Origin of the sequence: Chitinophaga eiseniae, assembly GCF_012641265.1 — a bacterium.
Lineage (GTDB): Bacteria > Bacteroidota > Bacteroidia > Chitinophagales > Chitinophagaceae > Chitinophaga > Chitinophaga eiseniae_A.
The window spans coordinates 1-21,278 of the sequence record NZ_JABAHZ010000016.1 but is presented as its reverse complement, the minus strand read 5'-3'; the positions used below and the strand labels follow the sequence as shown (position 1 = coordinate 21,278).

Below are 21,278 nucleotides of genomic sequence, written 5' to 3'. Positions count from 1 at the left end.
GCCATTCTCAAATTTACCGCACTATAACAGCACTGAAAACTCTTTTTTTCAACCTCACTATCTGGATAACTCGCCCATTTTATCTCAAATTTGAAAAGGGCGCCTCAATTATTTTTGAGACACCCTCTTTCTTTGTCTGGTTCCGCATCCGGGCCTGTGTCGTCTACCCCATCAGGCCCAAATAGTTGAATTAATAACCGTCGTTTTGTACGAGGTTAGGATTGATGCTCATTTGTCTGAATGGAATTGGAAACAGTTTGTATTTATCGGCGGATGGCTGATGATCCCACCAGGTAGCGGTGGTGAATTTGTTAAAGCGGATCAGGTCTGTACGGCGTTTTCCTTCAAAAATGAACTCGCGGCCTCTTTCTGCCAGTAATTCATCCATGGTGAGGGAGCTGGTCGTATAGGCTTCTTTAGGCCAGTCGGCGGGCTTAAAGGCACGTTTTTTACAGGTGTTGATCAGGTCTACCGCTTCCTGGGTAGCTACGCCACCGGCTTTCCGCATGAGTGCTTCTGCCTTGTTGTAGTAAATTTCGGTGAGCCGGTATAACACGAAGTCGTTGCCCCAGTAGTTAGGATCGTCTAGTTTACCAGGCAGGTATTTCGCGAAACGCGCGCCGCTATTCTCTTCTCCACGGGTCATACCACCAGGTCCGGTTTCTCCTTCTGAATTTCTGCGGATTTCTTTTACAAATACCAATGGCTTGTTGTTGTATTCTTCTGTACCCAATACCAGGCTATCGCCTTCACTGGTGCGTAGTGCCGGATCTTTTTTCTGCGGACCGATGAGCATCCAGTTTTGTTTACGGAGGTCATTGTCTTTGAAGGCATCGTAGGCGGTAGGTATTACTACGATACCGTTGTTACCATCGCGGTCTACGTTGTATACCTGGCGTTGACGATAGTGCCAGAAGTCGCCGTTCCATCCGAAGCGGAAGTTACCGTTTCTGAAATCATAGGCAATCTGGAACAGGTCTTCCGGGGAGGTAGCGTTGGTGTTGGCAAATGCGCGGAAGATATCTGGTTCCAGGGCCGGAACGGAACCGCTGAGGGAGCCGCCGTCGCCCGCAATAATTTTATTGCAATACGTGATACAGTCATCCCAGCGTTCGGTGCCAGACCATTCTTTGGCATTGAGGTAGAGTTCTACCAGCATCGCATAGGCGCCCGCTTTGGTAACGCGGCCCACCATATCGGCAGATAGAGGTTTCAGCTGTTCTACGTTGTCCTTGATTTCTTTTTCAATAAAGGCAAATACTTCCTTACGAGGTTTGGTCGGAGGTGTTTCCGGGATGCCTACCTCGGTTACGATGGGAATATTACCGTAGAGGTCCATCAACTTGAGATAGTGCCAGGCGCGGAGCACTTTCGTTTCTGCAATAATGCTGACTTTATCGGCTTCGGTCATACCAATTTTGGTGAAATCCAGTTTGGTAAAGTCGGCGATGGAGTTGTTACAGAAGCCCATTCCCCAGAACATGAGCCGCCATGGATTCCATGCGTTGTCATCGTTGGCAATCCAGGTATGGTTGTGCAGGCGAATCCAGTTACCGCCATCATAGCCGTGGCGGCCTTTTTGTGGCCATGCCAGCTGGTCGGCCGATAATTCCTGGAGACGCCAGTAGCCGGTTTGCCCGGTAGGAGCAGCCCAGGCGTTGGCATGAGTAAAGGGGCGCAATACGGCGGCCAGTACTTCTTCCCGGTTATGATAAAAGTTATCTGCGGTGATAACGCTGTATGGCTTTTCATCGAGCTTGGTACAGGCACTCATGCCGAGCGCCAGTAAAGCTGCACTGATATATACTTTAGTTTTTTTCATGCGTGTCGGTTTTGCTGCTTTTAGAATCCAATGTTCAATCCGATGGTATAGGAGCGGGTGCGTGGGTAAAATCCTCTTCCATCTATACCTGAATCCAGGGCGGTATCTTCCAGTTCGGGATCCAGGCCGCTGTATTTGGTGAAGGTGGCAATGTTCCGGCCGCTCGCATATACACGCAGGTTGCGGATATACTTGGTTTTCAGTTTGAAGTTATAGCCGAGGGTGATGTTATCCAGTTTTACGAAATCACCTTTTTCCAGGTAGTAATCGGAAAATTGCGGATCAGCATTGATCTTACTGTTTTTACCGATAGCACTGCTCAGCATATTGTTGGGCGACCATTTCTTGTTACCGAAATACATATCCTGGAGATTGAGGATCTTGAAGCCAAACTTGCCACGGAAAAACACGCTCAGGTCAAAGTTTTTATAGTGGAAAGTGTTGTTCCAGGAAGCCATGTATTTAGGAATACCATTACCTAATACTACTTTATCGTCCTGGTTTACTTCTGAAGGAGTGCCTTTAGTACCGTCTTTTTTATAGAACAGCCAGTTACCATCATCTGTAAGACCAGCATAACGGTAGCCATAGAAGGTACCAAGTGGACCACCTTCTACTACGCGGATAGCGGGGCCCAGGTTACCCGGAGAGGGAAGATCTCCAAAATACTGTTCGGTAGCTTTATAAATATTGTTGGAGAAGGAAACCATTTTATTCCTTTGGGAGTTGAAAGTCACATCACTGTTCCATACGAAATCCCGGGTTTTTACCGGTACCGCATTGATCACTACTTCCACACCATTGTTGGAAATGGTACCTACATTGGTAAAGATGTTGTCGACAATATTAGGAGGCAATGCTGCTGCATAACCGAACAACAGGTCTACTGTTTTGCGGCTGTATACATCGATGGCACCGCCCAGTCTGTTTTGCAACAGGGAGAAGTCCAGACCGACGTTGAATTCTTTTTTCTTTTCCCATCTCAGGTTTGGATTCGGGTTTTTATCCGGACCATAGGTCTGTATCCATTTACCATATTGAAGATAAGCACCACCGGTGCCCAGCGTGATCAATGATTTGTAGTTGGGAATACCCTGGTTACCGGTAATACCATAGCCGGCGCGCAGCTTCAGGTTGTTGATCACGGTAAGGTTTTGCATAAATGCTTCTTTGGAGATCACCCATCCTGCTGATACCGCAGGGAAGTTACCCCATTTGTAGTTGGCTCCAAACCGGGAAGAACCTTCATGACGCAGGATGGCCTGCAACATGTATTTCTGTTTGTAGTTATAATTCAAACGGCCGAAGAACGCGATAAGGGTGTTGTCTTCTTTAAAGCTGTTCTGGGAAGGACGTGGAAGTTTGGGATCATTGATAGCGTTACCGGCGTTGATATTCCAGTCCTGGAAGGCGTCGGTAAGGAAACCATTGTTATCCATGTCGTAGGTTTCCAGTGTCTGGTATTGATAGCTGTAACCGCCCATCAGGTTAAATGTATGATCGCTGTTAACGGTTTTGGTATAATCGGCGGTTGCTTCAAATGTTTTACTCAGATCGGTGTGGTTACCTTTATAAGCATAACCACCACCGGAATAATCCTGGATAGAGGAGCGCGACAACTTACTGCGGTAGTTGCGGTCATTCCACTCGTCGCGGAGAATGGCGCCGAAGGCAGATAATTTCAGATCGCGGATCGGTTCCAGGGTCAGGCGGGCATCGCCGGAGTAAGTTTTCTGATCGCGGTCATACAGTTCCTGCTGTAAGCGGGCCAGTGGGTTGTAGTTATTGTACCCGTTGGTTTCGATGAATTTCCCGTTGGCATCATAAATTGGAGCAGTTGGGTTGCGTTGTACGGCCTGTTCGAAGTCAGCGCCGGCGCCGCCTGCTTTATCGCCGCTATTACCACCATTGAGATTGGCTTTGTTGAAATTGGTAGCCAGGTTCATGGCCAGTGTCAGTTTGCCCTGCAGGCCTGTTTGGTTTACGTTTACCCTGCCACCATATTGTTTACGGCCGTTTTCTACGGCAATACCGTTGGCATCGCTGTAATAGAGAGAGGCTCTGTAATTACTGTTGGCGGTACCACCGGAAGCGGCGAAGTTGTGATAGTGGCTAAGATTGTTTTTATCCAGCAGCAGGTCGTACATGTCCACGTCGGCTCCCTGGTTGTTGCTGGCTCCGGCTACTTTTACGTATTCGGCAGCGCTGAGCATATGCGGTCTTTTGGCTACGCCTTCACGTTGCAGGTAAGTAGAGTAGGTGTACTGCGGATCGCCTGCTTTTCCTTTTTTAGTGGTGATGAGGATTACGCCGTTGTTACCACGGGTACCATAGATAGCTGCTGCTGCACCATCTTTCAGCACGTCGAAGCTGGCGATATCATCTTGTTGCAGCAGGTCGAGGTTGCCGCCGGGAATACCATCAATAACGATCAGTGGATTCATGTTGCCGGAGATCGAACTGATACCCCTGATTTGGATGGAGGCGCCACTGTTAGGATTGTTGCCCTGTGTTCTGGTAACAGACAAGCCGGCCACTTTACCCTGGATGAGGTCCATCGGTGAGCGGGAACCGCCCTGGTTAAAACTTTCGGGCTTTACGGTAGCTACGGAGGTAGTTACTTCGTTTCTTTTTTGTGTACCGTAACCCACCACTACGATGTCTTGTAACGATTTAACGGCAGCAGTAAGTTTAATAAGCATAGGTGCGCCTTTGCTGGCAGGAACTTCCTGTGGCTGATATCCCACGAAGGAAAAAATCAGGACGCTGTTTTCCGGCGCCTGCAGAGAAAAGGTACCATCTGCTTTGGTAACCGTACCGGTATTGGTATTTTTTACCTGGACGGAAACTCCCGGAATGACGGATTGGTCGCTACCGTCCATTACCTTTCCGGTTACAGTGCTGCTCTGGGAAGAGGCGAACAGCGAAAGGAGCATCAGGACAGTAGCGGCAATACTCGTCCGAGCCCAAAACGTGGATCGTTTGTGCATATACATTTATTGATATTGGTTAATAAAGATGCCTGTCTGGATTATTGAAAAAACGATTTAGCAATAAGGGTACAGGCTGTTTTTTAGAATTTGAGTTACGTTTTTTAATTGTTTTAGAATAGTGAAAATACCTCTATAGGAGGCAGTGACCTGGTTTCCATTCAGGTTTACATGGTTCCTCTAATGATGTAGCATAAGTAAAAACACTGATCTCTTATAGTACCTTCCTTTTAATACTATATCGATTTAGCTAACAACGAGAATAACAAGTTTATTTTAAAACACAGCACTGGAATATGCTTTATATCCATTTTAGTTTTTTCGTTCATACGCGGTATCTCCTATCACTATTTTTTAACGATCATTTTATTGTCATTAAAAAATCGATTTAGCAAATAAGGCCAAAAAAAAGATTCATGGGAATCTCTGATTTGAATAACAAGTTTTGTAACGGGCACAATTTCTCTAACTCAGGAATAAAAGTAATACTTATTTGCATTAAATGAAATCATTTTTAACATTTTTTTCTGAATGTCGCTGTGAGAGGTAGGGATAAAAAAAGAAGCCCTCAGCAGCAAGCTGCCAAAGGCCCTGTTTTACAGGATAATTTGTTCGTTTATACCTTCCGGTGAGAAGGAAGGAGTTAAAGAGTTTCCCTGGATACGTCGGCTGCTTTAGCCGCCTGTGTATCGCGGGTATTTTTTTGTACGGTAATAGCTCCGAAAACACTGAGTAAAAATGCAAAGGCATAAAATCCTTTTTCACTGGGAGCCAGCGTAGCATTCCATAAACCCACGGTCAACAGCAAAATGGTGAGGAGCATGGATACCCAGCTCAGTCCATAGTAAATATCTGTAACAGGAATTCCCTCAATTTTATCTCTCACACATTTCTGCACAGATACGGCGGAAAACAACCCGTACATCAATACGGTGAAGTAGTATCCTTTTTCATTCAGTTGCATGGTAGCATTCCAAAGACCAATAACAAAGCCCAGAATACCTGCTAGTACAGCCACCCAGGAGGCAGCAATAAATGCCATTGATGGTTTTTGCTTCATAGATTGATTTACTTTTTATTGTTGGGATTAGGTTTGATGGCTAACAAAAGTGCGCTTTTAGCATATTGGTGGCCTGTTGTAATAATACTAATTTATTTGATGATCCACTATACAGTAAAAAAAAAGTCCTGAACAGTGAGTGTCCAGGACTTCCATATTTTGTAGCGAGGAGCGGATTCGAACCACTGACCTTCGGGTTATGAGCCCGACGAGCTACCTCTGCTCTACCTCGCAATGTGGTTGCAAATGTAGGTAAATAATTTAAACTACAAAATTTAACGATTAATTTTTTTGAGTACTGACGAGCATTTCACGGGAATTGTGATCGCATTACATAAATGGCTATCTTATGTAATGCAGTGCTGTACACTGTTTGAAGGTAGTTGGTGAGAGATGGATTTTTTGGTGACATCCAGCGAAAAAAATATTTTTCCAGTGGAGGCTAAAAAAGAGAATCGCTGCTTTGGAACATTTATCAATAGTTATCAACAAAAAAAATCCGGATGCGTGTAAGGCATCCGGATGCTTATCAGGCACGTTGATATTATATCCTGCTTCTGCGTAAACGCAGCAGGCTTTCGGCCAACGCATCAATATCTGCACAGCTGTTGTAAAAAGCTAATGATGGTCTCACGGTGCTTTCTACGCCAAATCTGCGTAAAATAGGTTGTGCACAATGATGCCCGGCTCTTACAGCAATGCCCTCCTGGTTGAGCGCAGCGCCCACCTGTTCCGTGGTGAAGTCTTTCAACACAAAAGATAATACACTGGTTTTATCTGGCGCCGTGCCAATCAAACGCAGTCCCGGTACTTCTTTCAGCAGCTGGGTGGCATATACCAGCAAGTAGTGCTCATATTGCTGGATAGCGTCTATCCCAATATGATCTACATAGTCGATGGCTGCCCCTAGTCCTACGGCATCGGCGATATTGCCGGTGCCTGCCTCAAAGCGGCCGGGCGCCAACTGGTATTGGGTATGTTCAAAGGTTACATCTTTGATCATATTACCTCCGCCTTGCCAGGGTTGGGTTTCATTGAGCAAGGCTTCTTTCCCGTAAAGTACCCCGATACCAGTGGGACCAAATACCTTGTGACCGGAGAAGACATACCAGTCGCAATCGAGCCACTGCACATCTGCCCTCATATGAGATACTGCCTGCGCGCCATCTACCAATACTTTGGCGCCGGCCTGATGGGCCAGTTCTACTATTTGTCGTACAGGGGTTACCGTGCCCAATGCATTGGATACCTGCGTAAAGGATACCAGTTTGGTTTTGTTGCTCAGCAGCTGTTGGTAGGCTGATAATATCAGCTGCCCATCTTCATCTACCGGTATTACTTTTATTTGTAATCCTTTTTGCTGGGCCAGTTGCTGCCAGGGTACGATATTGGCATGATGCTCCAGGTGGCTGAGAATGATTTCATCGCCTGGCTGCAGGAATTGTTCTCCCCAGCTTTTAGCCACCAGGTTGATGGCCTCCGTAGCGCCTCGTACAAATACGATTTCATTGGTAGAAGCAGCGTTCAGAAAACGTCTTACTTTTTCACGGGCGGCTTCATAAGCGTCGGTGGCGCGGGCTGCCAGCTCATGCGCCGCCCGGTGGATATTAGAATTTTCATGCTCATAAAATTGACTGATCCGCTCTATCACAGACCGGGGCTTTTGCGTAGTAGCCGCGTTGTCGAGCCAGATTAACCGCCGGCCGTTTACATGTTCCTGTAAAATAGGGAAGTCCGCCCTCACCCGGTTGATGTCGAGTGACTGCGGTATGGCGCCCGTGATTGCTGACTGCTGCTCCGGCAGGAAATAATAAGACAAGCCCTGGAAAGGTAACTGCGCGCTGTAAGATGAATGGGGAATACCTTTCAGCGCCCGCTGCAATTCCTGTTCAAAAGAGGGATCAGCGGATGCCGGTTGCCGCGATAAGGCTGAAGGAGAAATCCCACTACCTGCTACGGAAGAAGGCACGCCGCCATTGTTGGCAAAATGTGGATCTGGTAAGCTGGTAGGCGCCTGCGTAACATCCGATACGCTTCCCTGGTGTAACAGCGGATCGGGGGCAGGGCTCACGGCTTCGTATAGCGGGGATGCTTCACTACCAGGTTGCAGGGAAGAAAAAAACTGGTTGGCCAGCTTTTCCAACAGCGCTACATCCGGTAGTCCATCCATGGAGAAATTATTTGTATTCATGGTACTTACCGATTTCTACATCATCCAATACACCGATGGCATCGTCTACCAATACTGCCAGGGAGCAGTAAAGGGAAACCAGGTAGGAGGCGATGGCATGGTGATTTATTCCCATAAAGCGAACCGATAACCCAGGTGATTGCTCTCCGGGCAGGTTAGGCTGGTATAAGCCTACTACGCCCTGACGGCTTTCCCCGGTACGCAGGAGGATGATTTTGGATTTGCCTTTTTCTACTGGTACCTTATCAGAAGGGATCAGCGGAATGCCTCTCCAGGTAAGGAATTGAGAGCCAAATAACGATACGGTGGGAGGAGGAACACCCCGGCGGGTACATTCGCGGCCAAAGGCGGCAATGGCAGAAGGATGTAATAGAAAGAAGCCAGGCTCTTTCCACACTCTGCTGATCAGTTCATCCATGTCGTCGGGTGTTGGCGCGCCGGTGCGGGTTTTCAACCGCTGTGAGGGCACTACACTATGGAGCAATCCATATTCCTTGTTGTTGATTAATTCGCTTTCCTGCCTTTCTTTGATGGTTTCAATGATCAGGCGTAATTGTTCGCTGATCTGATTATAAGGTTTACTATAAAGGTCGGATACGCGGGTATGTACATCCAGTACGGTATTAACGGCACTCAGATTATACTCACGGGGATTTTCAATATAGTCCACATACGTTTGTGGCAATTCGCGTTCGTCCCTGCCGGAACAATCTACCGTTACGCTACTGGCATCTTTTACTTTGTTGAGCCGGTATACGCCCGATTCTACCGGTATCCAGCTCATTAACTTCGTCAGCCATCGGGGTGTAATGGTAGACATTTGTGGTACCGTACGGGTGGCGATTGCCAATTGCCGCGCGGCTACATCGCCAAGCGCAGTCTGAACTTTGTGTTGAGTGTCGTTAGCCATCTGGGATCAGTTTTTTGATTTTTAAGAATGAAGTTTCTTTACCAGGAGTAGAAATGTGTGGTGGGTCATTTCCAAGCCTGTTGGCGGGTGTGTTATACAGTTAATTTAAGTCTTTTTTGCGGGAAAAAAGTATGTATAAAGTAAATGATGTAACTCATTTTAAAGGATAAATTTATTTATACTTTTGTGCTATGGTAAATTTTGAATGGTACCGGACTTTTAAGGCCATCTACCAGTCTGGTACATTAACAGGCGCCGCACAGGAATTGTTGATTTCACAGCCTAATGTTAGCCAGCACCTGTCGGCCCTGGAGAACTATATCGGTCACCCGCTGTTTGAGCGTAAGCCCCGGCAGATGGTGCCCACCAGCTATGGACACCTGTTTTACAGCCAGATTATCGATGCGGTAGACCGGCTGGAGAAAGTGGAGGGCGACTTCAACCGCACCTGCGTGGAGCGGTGTATGACCGTTATCCAGCTGGGCGCCCCGAAGGAATTCTTTGACGCCATACTATCCTCCAGGATAGATCGTATCGGGAAAGCGAACCTGGTAGCTGAATTTGGCCAGGCAAAAGACCTGGTACAGAAACTGATGAAGGGCGACCTCGGTTTTGTGATATCTCCCGGGATAGTAGCCGAAAAAAATATGGTATCAATACCTGTGTTGGAGGAAAAGTGGGTGCTGGTGGGCAGCCCGGGGATAGATGCCGGCCCCCTGAAGAAATGTGTCCGAAACAACGACCTGGATGGAGCGGAAGCCTGGATGCAGGCACAGGATTGGTTTGCCTATAGCAACGATGGACCAGCCATCCGCCGGTTCTGGGTGCATAATTTCAGTAAACGGCCCGGGTGGAGGCCCCGTTATATTGTACCGGATTTTAATACTATTTTAAAAACCATGCAACAGATCAATGGCGTCACCATTGCCCCGGATTACCTGGTGAAAGACCTGGTAAAACAAAAACAACTGAAACTGTTGTGGGAAGGAGAGGTACCTGTTACTAACACTATTTACCTGGCTTACGATAAAACCAGGGCTACGGCAAACACCATAAATTTGGTAAGGGGATTGTTCGACGAGGAAATGCATCCGGGCAAATAACGGGATACCACCATCTGCCCGGAAAAAAGATTATATGTCAGAATAATTGACAGGTCTTAAAAAGAGGATATCCGATTTGGAAACGTTGTGGCTATATTCTTCCAGGGCAGACAGGCTTTTCCACCTGGGATCGGCGCTAAATGCCTTCCAGTGTGTGTCCCGGTCTTCTTTACTGTTGAAGGTGGTCATATACATCAGGTTGGGCATCCTGGGACCAGAAATAACCGAGGCATAAAATACGGCATGGAAGTTCAGGCTTTTGAAAATGCCAATTTCATCCCCTGTATTGAACATTTTTACCTTGTTGACATGGTATTTCTCCGACGGGCTTTCATAGCTGCGCAGTTCGTATACCCGTTCGCTTTTAGGCGCTGACAGCGCCGGCGCTTCCATGATGGGCATCCCGGGAAATGCCTGTAATAAAATAGATTCAATACGGGCATAGGGAATATTATTCCAGGGTGCATCCGTATAGGCCTGGCCGTTAGTCGGTAGCGACTTATCTGCCTGCAGGGTTTTATCCAGGTTTATGAATTGCTCCATCGATTGAAATGGAATGAATACATAGATCCGGATATCTGCGGTATCGGGCGTAACGGGTTTGAAAACGCCCGCCTGTTTGATGCCCGCCCGGTGCAATGCCGGCAGGAAAGCCTTTTCCAGGTAATTGTCTACCAATGCTTCCTGGGAGGCAGTGGTAAGATGATAGATTTTGATCTGGTAGAATTGCCGCTCTTTTGCAAAAAGTGCAGTGCTGCAAAACAACAGGAGTGCCAATAATAAAGTGGAATTTCTCATAGTAAAATGAATTGTATAATTGACAAAATACTGCAAATAAACCAGGATTTATAGTACTGGGTTGAATGCACTAAATTTGAAGGATCTAAAAAATGAAATTATGTCTGAACCGGTAATGTTGATAGAACAAGCCAACAATAGAGGTACTTTGTATGCCGTAGTAGAACAGGACGACCGGGTAGCTTATTTTTATCTTTATCCGTCTGAATTGCTGACGTCTAAATATTCTCCGCGCCCTTGCTGGTTGCGCAATTTAAAGCCTGCCCCCGAAAAGAAAGATGTGGCCGCTATGAAAGAAGGTATGGCGCCTATGCTGGAAGCGGCTTTCTGCAATCATCCGCAGGGAAAGGAACCATTGGAAAAGGAGCGACTGGCGATTGTATGGATGGAGGAAGGCGATGGCGCTGCCGTTATGTACGATGACGAAATACTGGGTGTTATCCCCGGCTGGAGTTTATATAACGAAGAGCATTCGGTGGCCTATGCGGCTGATTGTATCGGCGCCGGTGATACCGACCGCCTGATGCCCCTGGGGAAAAGAGGCGCCAATGCCATGTATGACCGGGTAGACCAAGCCATTGCCTTCTGGAAGGAATGGTCGGACGAAACCTCCCAGGCATGGGGTATTTTACAGGACAAATTTATTAAAGCTTACGAGGCGGCTTTGGGCCCCCTGCAGCAATATTATGCAATAGATGGTGATCAATGGCCGCCGATGGCTATCGGCAAATTTGAAAAAGATGGCATCGTGTATTTGCTCACGTTAGGGGTTAGCATACGGCCCATGCCATGGGTGGAGTTGTTGTATAATGAAAGGTCTCCCGGTTTCCGGAGAATGGAACTAGCCATGGCTTTCCGTAAAGACGATTTCAACGACAAGGAAATCATGAATATGGGCAGCTTTATGTCGGGACTGGCCGACCGTCCCTGGAAACAGGTGACCTGGCTGGGAGAAGGGCATACGGTAAAATCCGACGAGCTGGTAGCCCCCTTCGAAAGCGTAGTGCTTTCTTCCGCCCTGTACAACGGGCCGGAAATCCAGCTGCCGGAAGTATATGGAGATAAGGTGAATTTATACTGGCTATCGCCCATTACCAAACTGGAACGTGAATATGCCCATGTGAGGCCTAATGCGGGTTACTACCTGCTGGAAAAAATGATTGCGCACAATTTGAACCATGTCGCTGGCAAACGGGCTGAGTTGCCGTTTGAATAAACATTGATACACAGGTATGCAGCGTTAAAATAATGCTGCATACCTTTCTCTCCCAAAAAAATAAAAAAAACAGCCCCTTGCTGTAACGAAATCATTGTTTCAACTACTAATCCTCCAAATAAAACCCAATATGCAATACATCATGAAAACTATAGCCCTGTTAGCCATTGTATTTGTTGGCCTTTTCGCCGGCGGCGCCAGCGGACAGCAACAACCCCAGCTGGAAAAGTCGCTCCTCTGGAAAGTAACCGGGAAAGGATTAGCCCAACCGTCTTACCTGTACGGCACTATCCATATGATATGTGACGCCGACTTTAAAATAGCTCCTAAAACAAAAAATGCATTCGACCAGGCGTCGCAGCTGGTACTGGAGGCCGATTTATTTAACCCTTCCACCCCTGCACTGGTGAAAGCGGCTATGACAGCGGATACCCCGCTTAATAAGAAACTTTCTCCAACGGAATATGCCATACTGGATTCCCTGATGCAGCAAAAAATGGGTATGCCCCTGAAGCCTTTCGATAATTTCAAACTCACCATGGTAATGGCCCTGATGGCGCAGAAATTATTTTCGTGTGCGCAACCCAAATCATACGAAATGACGTTCAACCAGATGGCAACAGCCAAACAGCTGCCAGTGGGGGCACTGGAAACGGTACAAGAACAGCTCGACATGATGAATAAAGCATTTTCAGACGAGCAGATTATTACCCAGGTAAAAGGATTTGACAGCGCGCGGATAATGATGAACGAGATGGTAGAAAATTATAAAGCGGAAGATGTGGGCGCCTTGTATAACCGGATGGTGGAGGAATTAACGGATAAGCATACCATCCAGATAATGTTGGAAGAAAGAAACCATCATTGGGTAACAGAGATGCCGGAAATGATGCAGAAGGGCTCCAGTTTTTTTGCTGTAGGCGCAGGCCACCTTGGCGGATCTACAGGCATTATTACCTTACTGAGAAACCAGGGATATACCGTGACGCCCATTATGAATTAAAGCCCTGTACTTTGGAACCCAAGGAAAAGGAACAGGAATAAAATCCGGATGTTTTTATTAACCTTGTGTTACCGGAATGAATCCGGTGTATTGGATACCCGTTATGATTAAAACAGCTATAACAGATATGAACCTACGATTATTTTCCGCCATTGGCATAATGGCATTGACATTTGCTGCGTGCGGCGATAAAACGCCTGCAGCTTCCGCCACACCGGCATTATCCCTTACCGGCACCTGGAAATTGGCCTATAGTAAAATGATTAAGAATGGCGATACTACGAGTACCTTCCCGGTGGCGGGGAGGGAAATGATCAAGCTATTTAACGGCAGTCATTTTGCTTTTTTTCAGCACGACTTGTCAAAAGGTACCGATACCAGTAATGCTGTGTATTCATCCGGCGCCGGCACTTATGTATTGTCGGGCGATAAATATGAAGAACACCTGCAATACTGCAGCTACCGTGGTTGGGAGGATAAGCATTTTTCTTTTACGCTCACATTGCACAATGATACATTGATACAGCGTGGTATAGAGAAAATTGATAGCCTGCAGATAAACCATGAGATTATAGAAGCGTATATCCGTTTACGTTAAATATTTTACTATGAGTGCAAATTATCCTTTTCAAACTATTGACTGGAGCACTATTGAAAAGACGGTACATACCGGTGAAACGGGAACCGCCTGGTGGCAAACCTTGCAGTTGCCGGGTCTTCGCTTGCGTATTGTAGAGTATTCTCCCGGATACCTGGCGGATCACTGGTGTCAGAAGGGGCATGTGGTACACTGCTTACAGGGCACTTTTTTGAGTGAATTGCAAAACGGTGATCGCTTTGAGTTGAAGGAAGGGATGACCTACGTAGTAGCAGATGAGATGAGTAGTCATCGGTCTATATCTGATGCAGGGGTAAAATTGCTGATTATAGACGGTGATTTTTTAAAGCCCTGATTGTTTTTTTTATGTTGATGATGTGTTTGTTAACCCCGTTTTCAGTACCCTTGTATCATGCAATCGTCTGGTTGCTTATGCCTTTCTTGCTTGATAAATGTAAATTTGCCCTTTCCGCTATGGGCTTGATTCTTACAGATATTTAAACATTCCTGCTTAACAATGTATTAACCATGTGACATGTTTTATAGCATTACTTTTAGGTTAAGTTTTAAAGTAAAGAATGCAAAATAAACCTCTTTCAACCACGGTAATAAACCATAGAAAAATCATTTTTCTAATTACCGGCAACAATAAGAATAAGTATTTTTCCTAATCAGTCTCTCTAAAAGGAAATGAGAATGCAACAAAACAACCAAGATGCGGTCCTCCTGGATCTGCTAAAAGATGGGAGCGCGCAAGCTTTTACAACTGTGTACCACAAGTACCATCACATGTTAATGATCATGGCCTCTGATATGTTGAAAGACGTAGACAAGGCGGAAGATTTGCTGCAGGAATTTTTCATGGATTTCTGGCACAAGAAGCTGTTTCTCAAAATTGATATTAATTATCAAAACAGGGATAAAGCCAGCATCATGAAGAATTACCTGTATGCCAGCATTCGTAACCGTTGTTTGAATAAGATCACCAGGGAGAAGAAATTTATTTCCGATATTCCGGATGAACCTTTTCTGCCTAGTGATCCGCTGGAGAGCAAAGAAATCTATACACAGGTAAACAGCGCGCTAAAAAAGAAAGTACCGCCGAAGTCCTCTGCAGCCTTCCGTTTAAGGCATTATGAACAAAAGAGTCATAAAGAAATTGCTGCGGAAATGAATACCAGTATTCAAACCGTAAAGAATCAAATCGGTACTGCCGTAAAAATTTTACGCGGTTACTTTAGTCCCGCTCACCTGTAAGCCAGGTTCTCCCTCTATCATTTACGAACTGCATGGATGCTTTGTTGCGCTACGGCTAACAGGGTAATGACCATTCTATGCTCATCACATCCGGGAGCGCAGCGCTACAAAGCAACGGCATGAGGGATTGCCGGACCAAGACAGGATCTGCATGAAGCGTAAGCTTTATTGCAGACCTGTCTTTTAAATAACTTTTGCACAACAACGATGGCAATTAAAAATTGCCATCCTTCCTACACTTAATCAAAAAGAAAGGATAATTTTCATTTACCTCCATAATATCAAACAATCCTGCTTGCCCAAACTCCTCCTGGATGGATGTTCTATCATAAAAGAACATATTAACGCCTCCAAACATTTCGTAGCGATCCTGGCTGATAAATGTACCCTTGCCGTAGGTGGGCGCCTCTTTTGAAATTACGGTAAATACCATGTATCCGTTCTGGGATAATTGATGATAGCAGTCGCGGATAAGTTTAGCTCTTTCGTTACTATCTAATAAATGAATGAGCGCATAACAGAATATTCCGTCATAACGGTCATGGTCAAAGGGCATATCGGTAACTGAGCCATGGTAGATGACCATTCCTGTACCATAGTGCTTTTCCGCCATTCGTATCGCAGTGGCGGATATCTCGATTCCCGTTACCCTCATACCATTATCTCTGAAAACCTGGGCATTCCGGCCATAGCCTATTCCAGGGATGAGCACATTTTTAACGCCTTGCTCCACAAAAAAATCTTTTGTTAGGGTAGCGGATTTAGACGGTTCAAAACCCCACATCTCTTGTTTTTCCATGAAAGCGGCGTCCCAGAATTCGGGTGGAGTGGATTCATTTTCCATAAGCATGTTTGTAATGGCAATGAAGGTACAAAAAATGTGAAAGGCCTTTTGATATCACGGAAAGGATCGCTTTTATTGCCGTTGTTTTATGTTTACTACCATTATTTACCATTATTATGTACAGACATATTATGTGTATCTAAAGGTTACTGGAGTAATATTTTTATAAATGAATAATTCAATTTAATTAAGTGTATTATAAATACTTATATTATTAAATATGAAATAACCTGGAAATTTTTCTGTTAAAAAATTTGACATTATCATTTTAATATGTATTTATGTATGTACAAATATAACTCTGGTTAAATGGTTGTCCCGACTGTTATTGGAATTCACATTTTATATATACGATAAGTAACGACAGATGAAAAGATTATTTATACTGCCATGCCTTATCCTGGCCATGGCAACACATGCACAGAGCGGCGAATTTAAGTTGTTATCCTATCCAGGCCGGGTGGAAGCTGCAGGAATCAGCAAAACAGCATTGGCCCAACAAATACAGGCCGACAGCCGGCTGGATACCGTACAGGCGTGGGCGTTAAAGGTATTAACCGGGTTCAACGCCGGTACCGGCTATGGGGAAATCTGGATCAGGGACTTCAATACCTTTATCAAAGGTTCGCTGAAAGCACGTAGTCGCCAGGATGTAAAAGACGCGCTGCTTCTCTTTTTCAAGCTACAAGGCACTGATGGTAATATTCCTGATGGCGCCATTAATGAAAAACAAGCTAACGTCGGTTATAAATACGCCCACTCAGCACTGGCGCCAGGCTGGGCCAGCCACAAGAACACAGTAGAAACAGACCAGGAATCATCGTTGATACAGGCTGTAAAGCAATACATTGACGTAACCGGCGATAAAAGTATTCTCCAGGAAAAGGTGGGCGATCAAACCGTGCTGCAAAGAATGGAAGCCGCTATGCAGTTTATTTTAAATGAGCGCTGGTCGAAAGAGTATGGTCTTGTCAAAGGCGCTACCACGATAGATTGGGGTGATGTACAACCAGAAACCGGATGGGGTGTTGCGCTAAATGAAAAAACAAAATGGGCGATCGATATTTACGACAATGCCATGTTCCTGTTGGCCATCAACGATTTCCTTGTAATAAAACCTGCAGCTTATGTGGCTCGCGACAACTGGAAAAATATTGCTTCGACGCTTAGGAAAAATATCCGGAAACACTTGTGGGACGCCACCGCCAACAAATATATCCCGCATATTTACCTGAATGGCAGTCCGTTTCCTGCTTCCTTCGATGAACGCAGCATACTTTATACCGGCGGTACCACCTGCGCCATCCTGGCCGGATTACATGACCAGAAAGAGATCCGGTTGATCAACCAGCAGTTCCTGGCCGCAGCGGAAAAAGAACCTTTCGCTACCATCGGGATGACCGTTTATCCGCCTTACCCGGTAGAAGTATTTCCAAACATGCCTGCTTATGTTTATCAGAATGCCGGAGACTGGACCTGGTTCGGTGGACGCATGATCACTGCATTAACCGTTAATGGCATGCCTGCAGAGGCTTACGCAGAAATGAGTCCAATGCTGGATCGCGTTATTAAGAACAAAGGATTCAACGAATGGTATGATGTGCGTACCGGCAAAGCCTCTGGCTCCGGCGATTTCAGGGGTGAAGCAGGAGTGTTGTATGACGCGGTTAGCCAGCTGAGGGCCTGGGCGAAGAAAGTGAAATAAGGGTTAACAGCTACTATATTATATTGCAGATGCCGGCCCAATGGCCGGCATTGTTTTTATAGAAAACGACATATCAATAACAACAGACCTTTTCATTGATGTTGTCGCGATGCCAGTTGCCATCAGTGTCAGCAACTTTTTCATGGGATCTAAATCGGTCATGTGTATTATTCAATTGATGGTAAATGTGTTATGGGTATATTCCAACTCATTCTCTGCATTCTTTATTCTCCGCGTTTGATTTTATAGAATGAAATTCGAATAAGTGGTTGATAATAAGTGAAATGTGTTAACGGGACCTATATTGACTATCATGTGTTTAATAGGTAAATTAGTATAGACAGAATTTGTTACCTTTAATAGTGTGTTAATGCCCTATTATTTCAACTGTACTGTTAACAAGTAAAAAGCTACGTTTATGAATATCTTCAATCAACAAGGACAACAGGTACAACATCAATATAATGCCGGAGGCGACATTCATGTTAACCAATCTTACAGTCCGGCTGATCTTGAGGTCGGACTTGAACAGTTAGCTACAATGATACAAAATGCTGTTAGAGAGGGAATTATCGATGCTACGACAGCAGATGCGGTCAAAAATGAATTGATACAAGCGTCTTCTGATAATAAGAGTACGATTATAACGCATCTTTCCAAAGCAACAGAAATTTTGAAGGGCGTCAGTGCCGCGGAAGGAATTGTTGGCACGATTAAATCGCTTATTGTCGCTATTGGAAAATGGTTTATATGACGTCATTCCATCAACAACATCAAAGAGTAAATACACAGGTTAATATTGGTAACGTTACGCTTTATCTTCATACTACGGAAAATATTGCTGGTATGATGGAAAAAGCTGTTAGATTGTTGCATACGCAACATTATGAAGATGCTATTTCTCTACTGGATAAAATCATTCAGTCTGATGAAGAGATTGCGGATGCATATTATTACCGCGGATTGGCATCTTTGAAAGGACGCCGACCTAAATTGTCCCTTAAATCAAGCGCGGAGAATATAAAGAAAGATCTCTCCGCCGCTATTGGTCTGGACTCTGGGCATGCACACTATTATTACCTGTTAGCCTTAGTACTGTACGATTTTTTTTTGATGAATGGTTTTCATGTAAATGAAGCACAAATAGTTTCACTAATAAAAGAGGCGGAAAATTATCAGGTAGATATTCCCAAATGTAATGAGTTAATCCAGCATACTAATTCTGCCAACTCTCCAGTGATCGATATCCTCAAGCAACGTTTGTAAATAACCATTTATTATATACACCCTATGGATGCACTAGAACGACGGAAAAGATTAAAGCACTATTTCTATAAATTACGACTGGGAAAACCATTATCATGGTTCGCGATTTTCCTGTTTTTTAATTATATATCAGGTAAGCAATTGATTGGTTTGAACAGATTGGCATTTATTGGCCTGATTATAAGCCTGAGTATCATTGTTTACCGGTTGATTAGGCATTATACAAGGCCAGATGATGCAGCGGTGGATGCCTGGCAGAAAGAAGATATTGATAAACTAATACAACAGTCCTATCATAAGCTCGGTATTACCAAAGAAGATGAGGTGTCCGAACCTTTATTAATTACATCACCTGTTTACTGGCATGTAAGAGGTATTGATATAAAGGAGGTGGCTTTGCGTAAAGGCAAAGATAATTTTCTACGCTTTTCTGTATACCAGATAACTATTTTTCATTTGCATGAGAATATATTAGGTTCGTATATCTGTCACTATAACTTTCTTCGTGGCGCATTTTTGAATGAGATCACAAACGAGTATCACTATAAAGACATAGTTTCAGTTTCCACGCAGGAAACTTCCTCAAATTACCACCTGCCGGATGGTCAGAAGCTTATTCATGCCCAGGAATTTCGTCTGTCAGTCTCCAGTGGAGAAAGTATCAAAGTTATCATCAATCCTTATGAAATAGGAAAAAATGAAAATGCGGAGCTTCCTCCAACGGGAGCCGACAGAGCCGTTAGTGTAATAAGAAATATGTTAAGAACCAAAAAAGTATAGCCAGGGAAGTTCTTTGTTGCTACTCGTTATACAAATGCTCACAAAGTTAGGATATCGACAATGCTATTTAGCAAAAGTCTTTCAGGCATCTGCTTAATAGCCGTTTTATTATAATGAGAACGCTCGAGGTGTTCAACCTGTTACGTGAATTTGTAAACTACAATGCATGCAGGAAAAAACAATACTACTTAACGCCACTGGGAAACGGTTGTGCTGCTGTTTTGGGGCCTTCCACCACTAGTTTCCCATCTGACAATATCTTCATCCGGTCTATGAAAACGACACGCTTATCGCCCGTTTCCAATGTGCGGCCATGGTAGATGCAGAGCATTTCTATGCCATCTGGTGAATAAGTGATGCTATTATGACCGGTGCCTGTTACCACGCCGCCTTGCTCAACGTTTTTTTGTAACACAGGATTGTTTGCCGCTTTTTTAAAAGGGCCTAACGGGCTTTTTGCAGTCGCATAACCCACCGCATAGTTTTTGCCGCCGAAATAATTGGCGGAATACATTATGTAATAAGTATCTCCTTTTTTGAAGATGGTAGAACCTTCCGTCCAGCGGCGATTCACTTCTTTTGATGTAACCGAACGGCTTTCCCATTCAGCCTGTTTATCTTTCATGCTCACCGGTGGGCGTAATAGCAGCACGGGCTCGCCGATTGTGCCAGTGAGGTCTGGTTTTAATTCTACCCCATATACCCAGCTTTCTTCAATTTCATTGAACCAGCCTTTGCTTTTTGCCCATGCTGCTATTTCACTCTGTACCGGATGTTTATAGCAACAACGGGAATAATAGAGGTATACTTTTCCATTCGTATCGAATAACACATTTGCATCGATGATGGGATATCCAGGATTAAAAACGGGCTTGTTGTTTACATCGATAAATGGCCCGGTTGGTTTATCGGCCACAGCAACACCAATGCGAAAGTTTTCAAGCTCCCGCGTTGGATTGTCTTTCCATTGAGCACTGTAAAACATATAGTACTTCCCATTTATAGCATATACTTCGGGCGCCCAATAAGCGCCATCCCAGGCGGCTTTCGGATCGCTCCAGCCATTTTTGTTATCATGAAAATACACCTGGCCCTCGTTTTTCCAATTCACCAGATCGGTAGAAGAATAGGCCGCAAAGCCGTTCCTGGCGCCACCAGTTCCGTACATATAATATTTGTCGCCTTTGACATGTAATACATAAGGATCGGCCAAATCAACAGCCAGAGGATTGTTATAGGTTGATTGCTGTGCATGTATGGATATAGCCGCTACTATTAAAAAAGAGAGAAGTATTATTTTTTTCATGTTTCAAGATATTAATTTTCTGTGAGGGGACATAGAGAGGGGAATGTGGGTGTGGTGAGTTGGAGTAAGGGATTAAATTGCAATTGGGAAAATTACCGCATCATCGGTTGTGCTGAAAGGAGGACAGCATAAAAAAGCGTCCAGAGAAAACAGACTTCACATTGACTAAGAAACCTAAACGAAAAAGCCGCAGATCCTTTATCAAGAACTTGCGGCTTTTATCTGTAGCCAGATCGAGAAAATTATCAAACCTTAAGAAAGGTTTGATGAACTTCAGTTATGAGGTTACATATGTTATTAGCTGGAATAGTTGCGATTTAATCTGACAGTTAGGGTTAATTTTAAGTAACCACACTTATTCATTAACCCATAAACCGTCAGAAATGAATACAGCAGTAAAGTTAATTAAAAACAAGGTAGGGCTATTAA

18 protein-coding genes and 1 tRNA gene are annotated in these 21,278 nt (G+C 44.7%); 10 read left to right on the top strand and 9 right to left on the bottom strand.

Annotated elements, in window-relative coordinates; all coding sequences use genetic code 11:
* Nucleotides 1-190: 190 nt before the first annotated feature.
* The 6 genes from HGH91_RS30710 to HGH91_RS30685 form a co-directional block, all read right to left on the bottom strand.
* A complete protein-coding gene (locus HGH91_RS30710) occupies nt 191-1,822 on the bottom strand; it encodes a RagB/SusD family nutrient uptake outer membrane protein (protein WP_168743066.1) in 1,632 nt (543 codons plus the stop codon).
* A 20-nt stretch (nt 1,823-1,842) separates the two neighbouring features.
* Nucleotides 1,843-4,812, bottom strand: coding sequence for a SusC/RagA family TonB-linked outer membrane protein (locus HGH91_RS30705; RefSeq protein WP_247651898.1), 2,970 nt, complete (start codon nt 4,810-4,812; stop codon nt 1,843-1,845).
* A 643-nt stretch (nt 4,813-5,455) separates the two neighbouring features.
* Complete coding sequence (gene yiaA, locus HGH91_RS30700) at nt 5,456-5,872, bottom strand: inner membrane protein YiaA (RefSeq protein ID WP_168743064.1); 417 nt, start codon at nt 5,870-5,872, stop codon at nt 5,456-5,458.
* Nucleotides 5,873-6,034: 162 nt separating this feature from the next.
* A tRNA-Met gene (locus HGH91_RS30695) sits at nt 6,035-6,106 on the bottom strand.
* 310 nt (nt 6,107-6,416) lie between these two features.
* Nucleotides 6,417-8,063 carry a family 2A encapsulin nanocompartment cargo protein cysteine desulfurase gene (locus HGH91_RS30690; protein ID WP_168743063.1) on the bottom strand — a complete coding sequence of 549 codons (1,647 nt, stop codon included), beginning with the start codon at nt 8,061-8,063 and terminating at the stop codon, nt 6,417-6,419.
* Entirely contained in the window at nt 8,050-8,973 is a 924-nt protein-coding gene (locus HGH91_RS30685) for a family 2A encapsulin nanocompartment shell protein (protein ID WP_168743062.1), read from the bottom strand. Before HGH91_RS30685 ends, HGH91_RS30690 begins: the two co-directional genes overlap by 14 nt.
* Nucleotides 8,974-9,164: 191 nt before the next feature.
* On the opposite strand from HGH91_RS30685, the gene HGH91_RS30680 reads away from it, so the two are divergent.
* On the top strand, nt 9,165-10,076 hold the full coding sequence (locus HGH91_RS30680; RefSeq protein WP_168743061.1) for a LysR family transcriptional regulator: 912 nt from the start codon (nt 9,165-9,167) through the stop codon (nt 10,074-10,076).
* 30 nt (nt 10,077-10,106) lie between these two features.
* Here HGH91_RS30680 and HGH91_RS30675 read toward each other — a convergent pair whose 3' ends face one another.
* Nucleotides 10,107-10,874 carry an NIPSNAP family protein gene (locus HGH91_RS30675; protein ID WP_168743060.1) on the bottom strand — a complete coding sequence of 256 codons (768 nt, stop codon included), beginning with the start codon at nt 10,872-10,874 and terminating at the stop codon, nt 10,107-10,109.
* A gap of 100 nt (nt 10,875-10,974) precedes the next feature.
* Between HGH91_RS30675 and HGH91_RS30670 the strand changes: the two genes are divergently transcribed.
* The 5 genes from HGH91_RS30670 (at nt 10,975) to HGH91_RS30650 (ending at nt 14,948) form a co-directional block, all read left to right on the top strand.
* Nucleotides 10,975-12,090, top strand: coding sequence for a suppressor of fused domain protein (locus HGH91_RS30670; protein WP_168743059.1), 1,116 nt, complete (start codon nt 10,975-10,977; stop codon nt 12,088-12,090).
* A gap of 142 nt (nt 12,091-12,232) precedes the next feature.
* Nucleotides 12,233-13,093, top strand: coding sequence for a TraB/GumN family protein (locus HGH91_RS30665; RefSeq protein ID WP_168743058.1), 861 nt, complete (start codon nt 12,233-12,235; stop codon nt 13,091-13,093).
* Between the two features lie 127 nt (nt 13,094-13,220).
* Complete coding sequence (locus tag HGH91_RS30660) at nt 13,221-13,691, top strand: hypothetical protein (RefSeq protein WP_168743057.1); 471 nt, start codon at nt 13,221-13,223, stop codon at nt 13,689-13,691.
* A 10-nt stretch (nt 13,692-13,701) separates the two neighbouring features.
* On the top strand, nt 13,702-14,046 hold the full coding sequence (locus HGH91_RS30655; protein WP_168743056.1) for a DHCW motif cupin fold protein: 345 nt from the start codon (nt 13,702-13,704) through the stop codon (nt 14,044-14,046).
* A 341-nt stretch (nt 14,047-14,387) separates the two neighbouring features.
* Complete coding sequence (locus HGH91_RS30650; RefSeq protein WP_168743055.1) at nt 14,388-14,948, top strand: RNA polymerase sigma factor; 561 nt, start codon at nt 14,388-14,390, stop codon at nt 14,946-14,948.
* 214 nt (nt 14,949-15,162) lie between these two features.
* On the opposite strand, the gene HGH91_RS30645 is transcribed toward HGH91_RS30650, so the two are convergent.
* On the bottom strand, nt 15,163-15,792 hold the full coding sequence (locus HGH91_RS30645) for a class I SAM-dependent methyltransferase (RefSeq protein ID WP_168743054.1): 630 nt from the start codon (nt 15,790-15,792) through the stop codon (nt 15,163-15,165).
* A gap of 367 nt (nt 15,793-16,159) precedes the next feature.
* Between HGH91_RS30645 and HGH91_RS30640 the strand changes: the two genes are divergently transcribed.
* The 4 genes from HGH91_RS30640 to HGH91_RS30625 all read left to right on the top strand — a co-directional run bounded on the left by HGH91_RS30640 (nt 16,160) and on the right by HGH91_RS30625 (nt 19,543).
* A complete protein-coding gene (locus HGH91_RS30640) occupies nt 16,160-17,497 on the top strand; it encodes a hypothetical protein (protein WP_247651897.1) in 1,338 nt (445 codons plus the stop codon).
* 418 nt (nt 17,498-17,915) lie between these two features.
* Nucleotides 17,916-18,251, top strand: a complete 336-nt coding sequence (locus HGH91_RS30635; protein ID WP_168743053.1) for a hypothetical protein — start codon at nt 17,916-17,918, stop codon at nt 18,249-18,251.
* Complete coding sequence (locus HGH91_RS30630) at nt 18,248-18,763, top strand: hypothetical protein (protein WP_168743052.1); 516 nt, start codon at nt 18,248-18,250, stop codon at nt 18,761-18,763. Before HGH91_RS30635 ends, HGH91_RS30630 begins: the two co-directional genes overlap by 4 nt.
* A 24-nt stretch (nt 18,764-18,787) precedes the next feature.
* Nucleotides 18,788-19,543 carry a hypothetical protein gene (locus HGH91_RS30625; protein ID WP_168743051.1) on the top strand — a complete coding sequence of 252 codons (756 nt, stop codon included), beginning with the start codon at nt 18,788-18,790 and terminating at the stop codon, nt 19,541-19,543.
* 184 nt (nt 19,544-19,727) lie between these two features.
* Here HGH91_RS30625 and HGH91_RS30620 read toward each other — a convergent pair whose 3' ends face one another.
* Nucleotides 19,728-20,849, bottom strand: a complete 1,122-nt coding sequence (locus HGH91_RS30620; protein ID WP_168743050.1) for a glycoside hydrolase family 43 protein — start codon at nt 20,847-20,849, stop codon at nt 19,728-19,730.
* Between the last annotated feature and the right edge of the window lie 429 nt (nt 20,850-21,278).

Excerpts from the sequence above, each read along its gene's own strand:
- HGH91_RS30660 (WP_168743057.1), top strand. The coding sequence starts at position 13,221 with ATGAACCTACGATTATTTTCCGCCATTGGCATAATGGCATTGACATTT.
- HGH91_RS30685 (WP_168743062.1), bottom strand. The coding sequence starts at position 8,973 with ATGGCTAACGACACTCAACACAAAGTTCAGACTGCGCTTGGCGATGTA.
- HGH91_RS30655 (WP_168743056.1), top strand. The coding sequence starts at position 13,702 with ATGAGTGCAAATTATCCTTTTCAAACTATTGACTGGAGCACTATTGAA.
- HGH91_RS30675 (WP_168743060.1), bottom strand. The coding sequence starts at position 10,874 with ATGAGAAATTCCACTTTATTATTGGCACTCCTGTTGTTTTGCAGCACT.
- HGH91_RS30705 (WP_247651898.1), bottom strand. The coding sequence starts at position 4,812 with ATGCACAAACGATCCACGTTTTGGGCTCGGACGAGTATTGCCGCTACT.
- yiaA (WP_168743064.1), bottom strand. The coding sequence starts at position 5,872 with ATGAAGCAAAAACCATCAATGGCATTTATTGCTGCCTCCTGGGTGGCT.
- HGH91_RS30710 (WP_168743066.1), bottom strand. The coding sequence starts at position 1,822 with ATGAAAAAAACTAAAGTATATATCAGTGCAGCTTTACTGGCGCTCGGC.
- HGH91_RS30650 (WP_168743055.1), top strand. The coding sequence starts at position 14,388 with ATGCAACAAAACAACCAAGATGCGGTCCTCCTGGATCTGCTAAAAGAT.
- HGH91_RS30620 (WP_168743050.1), bottom strand. The coding sequence starts at position 20,849 with ATGAAAAAAATAATACTTCTCTCTTTTTTAATAGTAGCGGCTATATCC.
- HGH91_RS30690 (WP_168743063.1), bottom strand. The coding sequence starts at position 8,063 with ATGAATACAAATAATTTCTCCATGGATGGACTACCGGATGTAGCGCTG.
- HGH91_RS30665 (WP_168743058.1), top strand. The coding sequence starts at position 12,233 with ATGAAAACTATAGCCCTGTTAGCCATTGTATTTGTTGGCCTTTTCGCC.
- HGH91_RS30680 (WP_168743061.1), top strand. The coding sequence starts at position 9,165 with ATGGTAAATTTTGAATGGTACCGGACTTTTAAGGCCATCTACCAGTCT.
- HGH91_RS30635 (WP_168743053.1), top strand. The coding sequence starts at position 17,916 with ATGAATATCTTCAATCAACAAGGACAACAGGTACAACATCAATATAAT.
- HGH91_RS30630 (WP_168743052.1), top strand. The coding sequence starts at position 18,248 with ATGACGTCATTCCATCAACAACATCAAAGAGTAAATACACAGGTTAAT.
- HGH91_RS30670 (WP_168743059.1), top strand. The coding sequence starts at position 10,975 with ATGTCTGAACCGGTAATGTTGATAGAACAAGCCAACAATAGAGGTACT.
- HGH91_RS30625 (WP_168743051.1), top strand. The coding sequence starts at position 18,788 with ATGGATGCACTAGAACGACGGAAAAGATTAAAGCACTATTTCTATAAA.
- HGH91_RS30640 (WP_247651897.1), top strand. The coding sequence starts at position 16,160 with ATGAAAAGATTATTTATACTGCCATGCCTTATCCTGGCCATGGCAACA.
- HGH91_RS30645 (WP_168743054.1), bottom strand. The coding sequence starts at position 15,792 with ATGGAAAATGAATCCACTCCACCCGAATTCTGGGACGCCGCTTTCATG.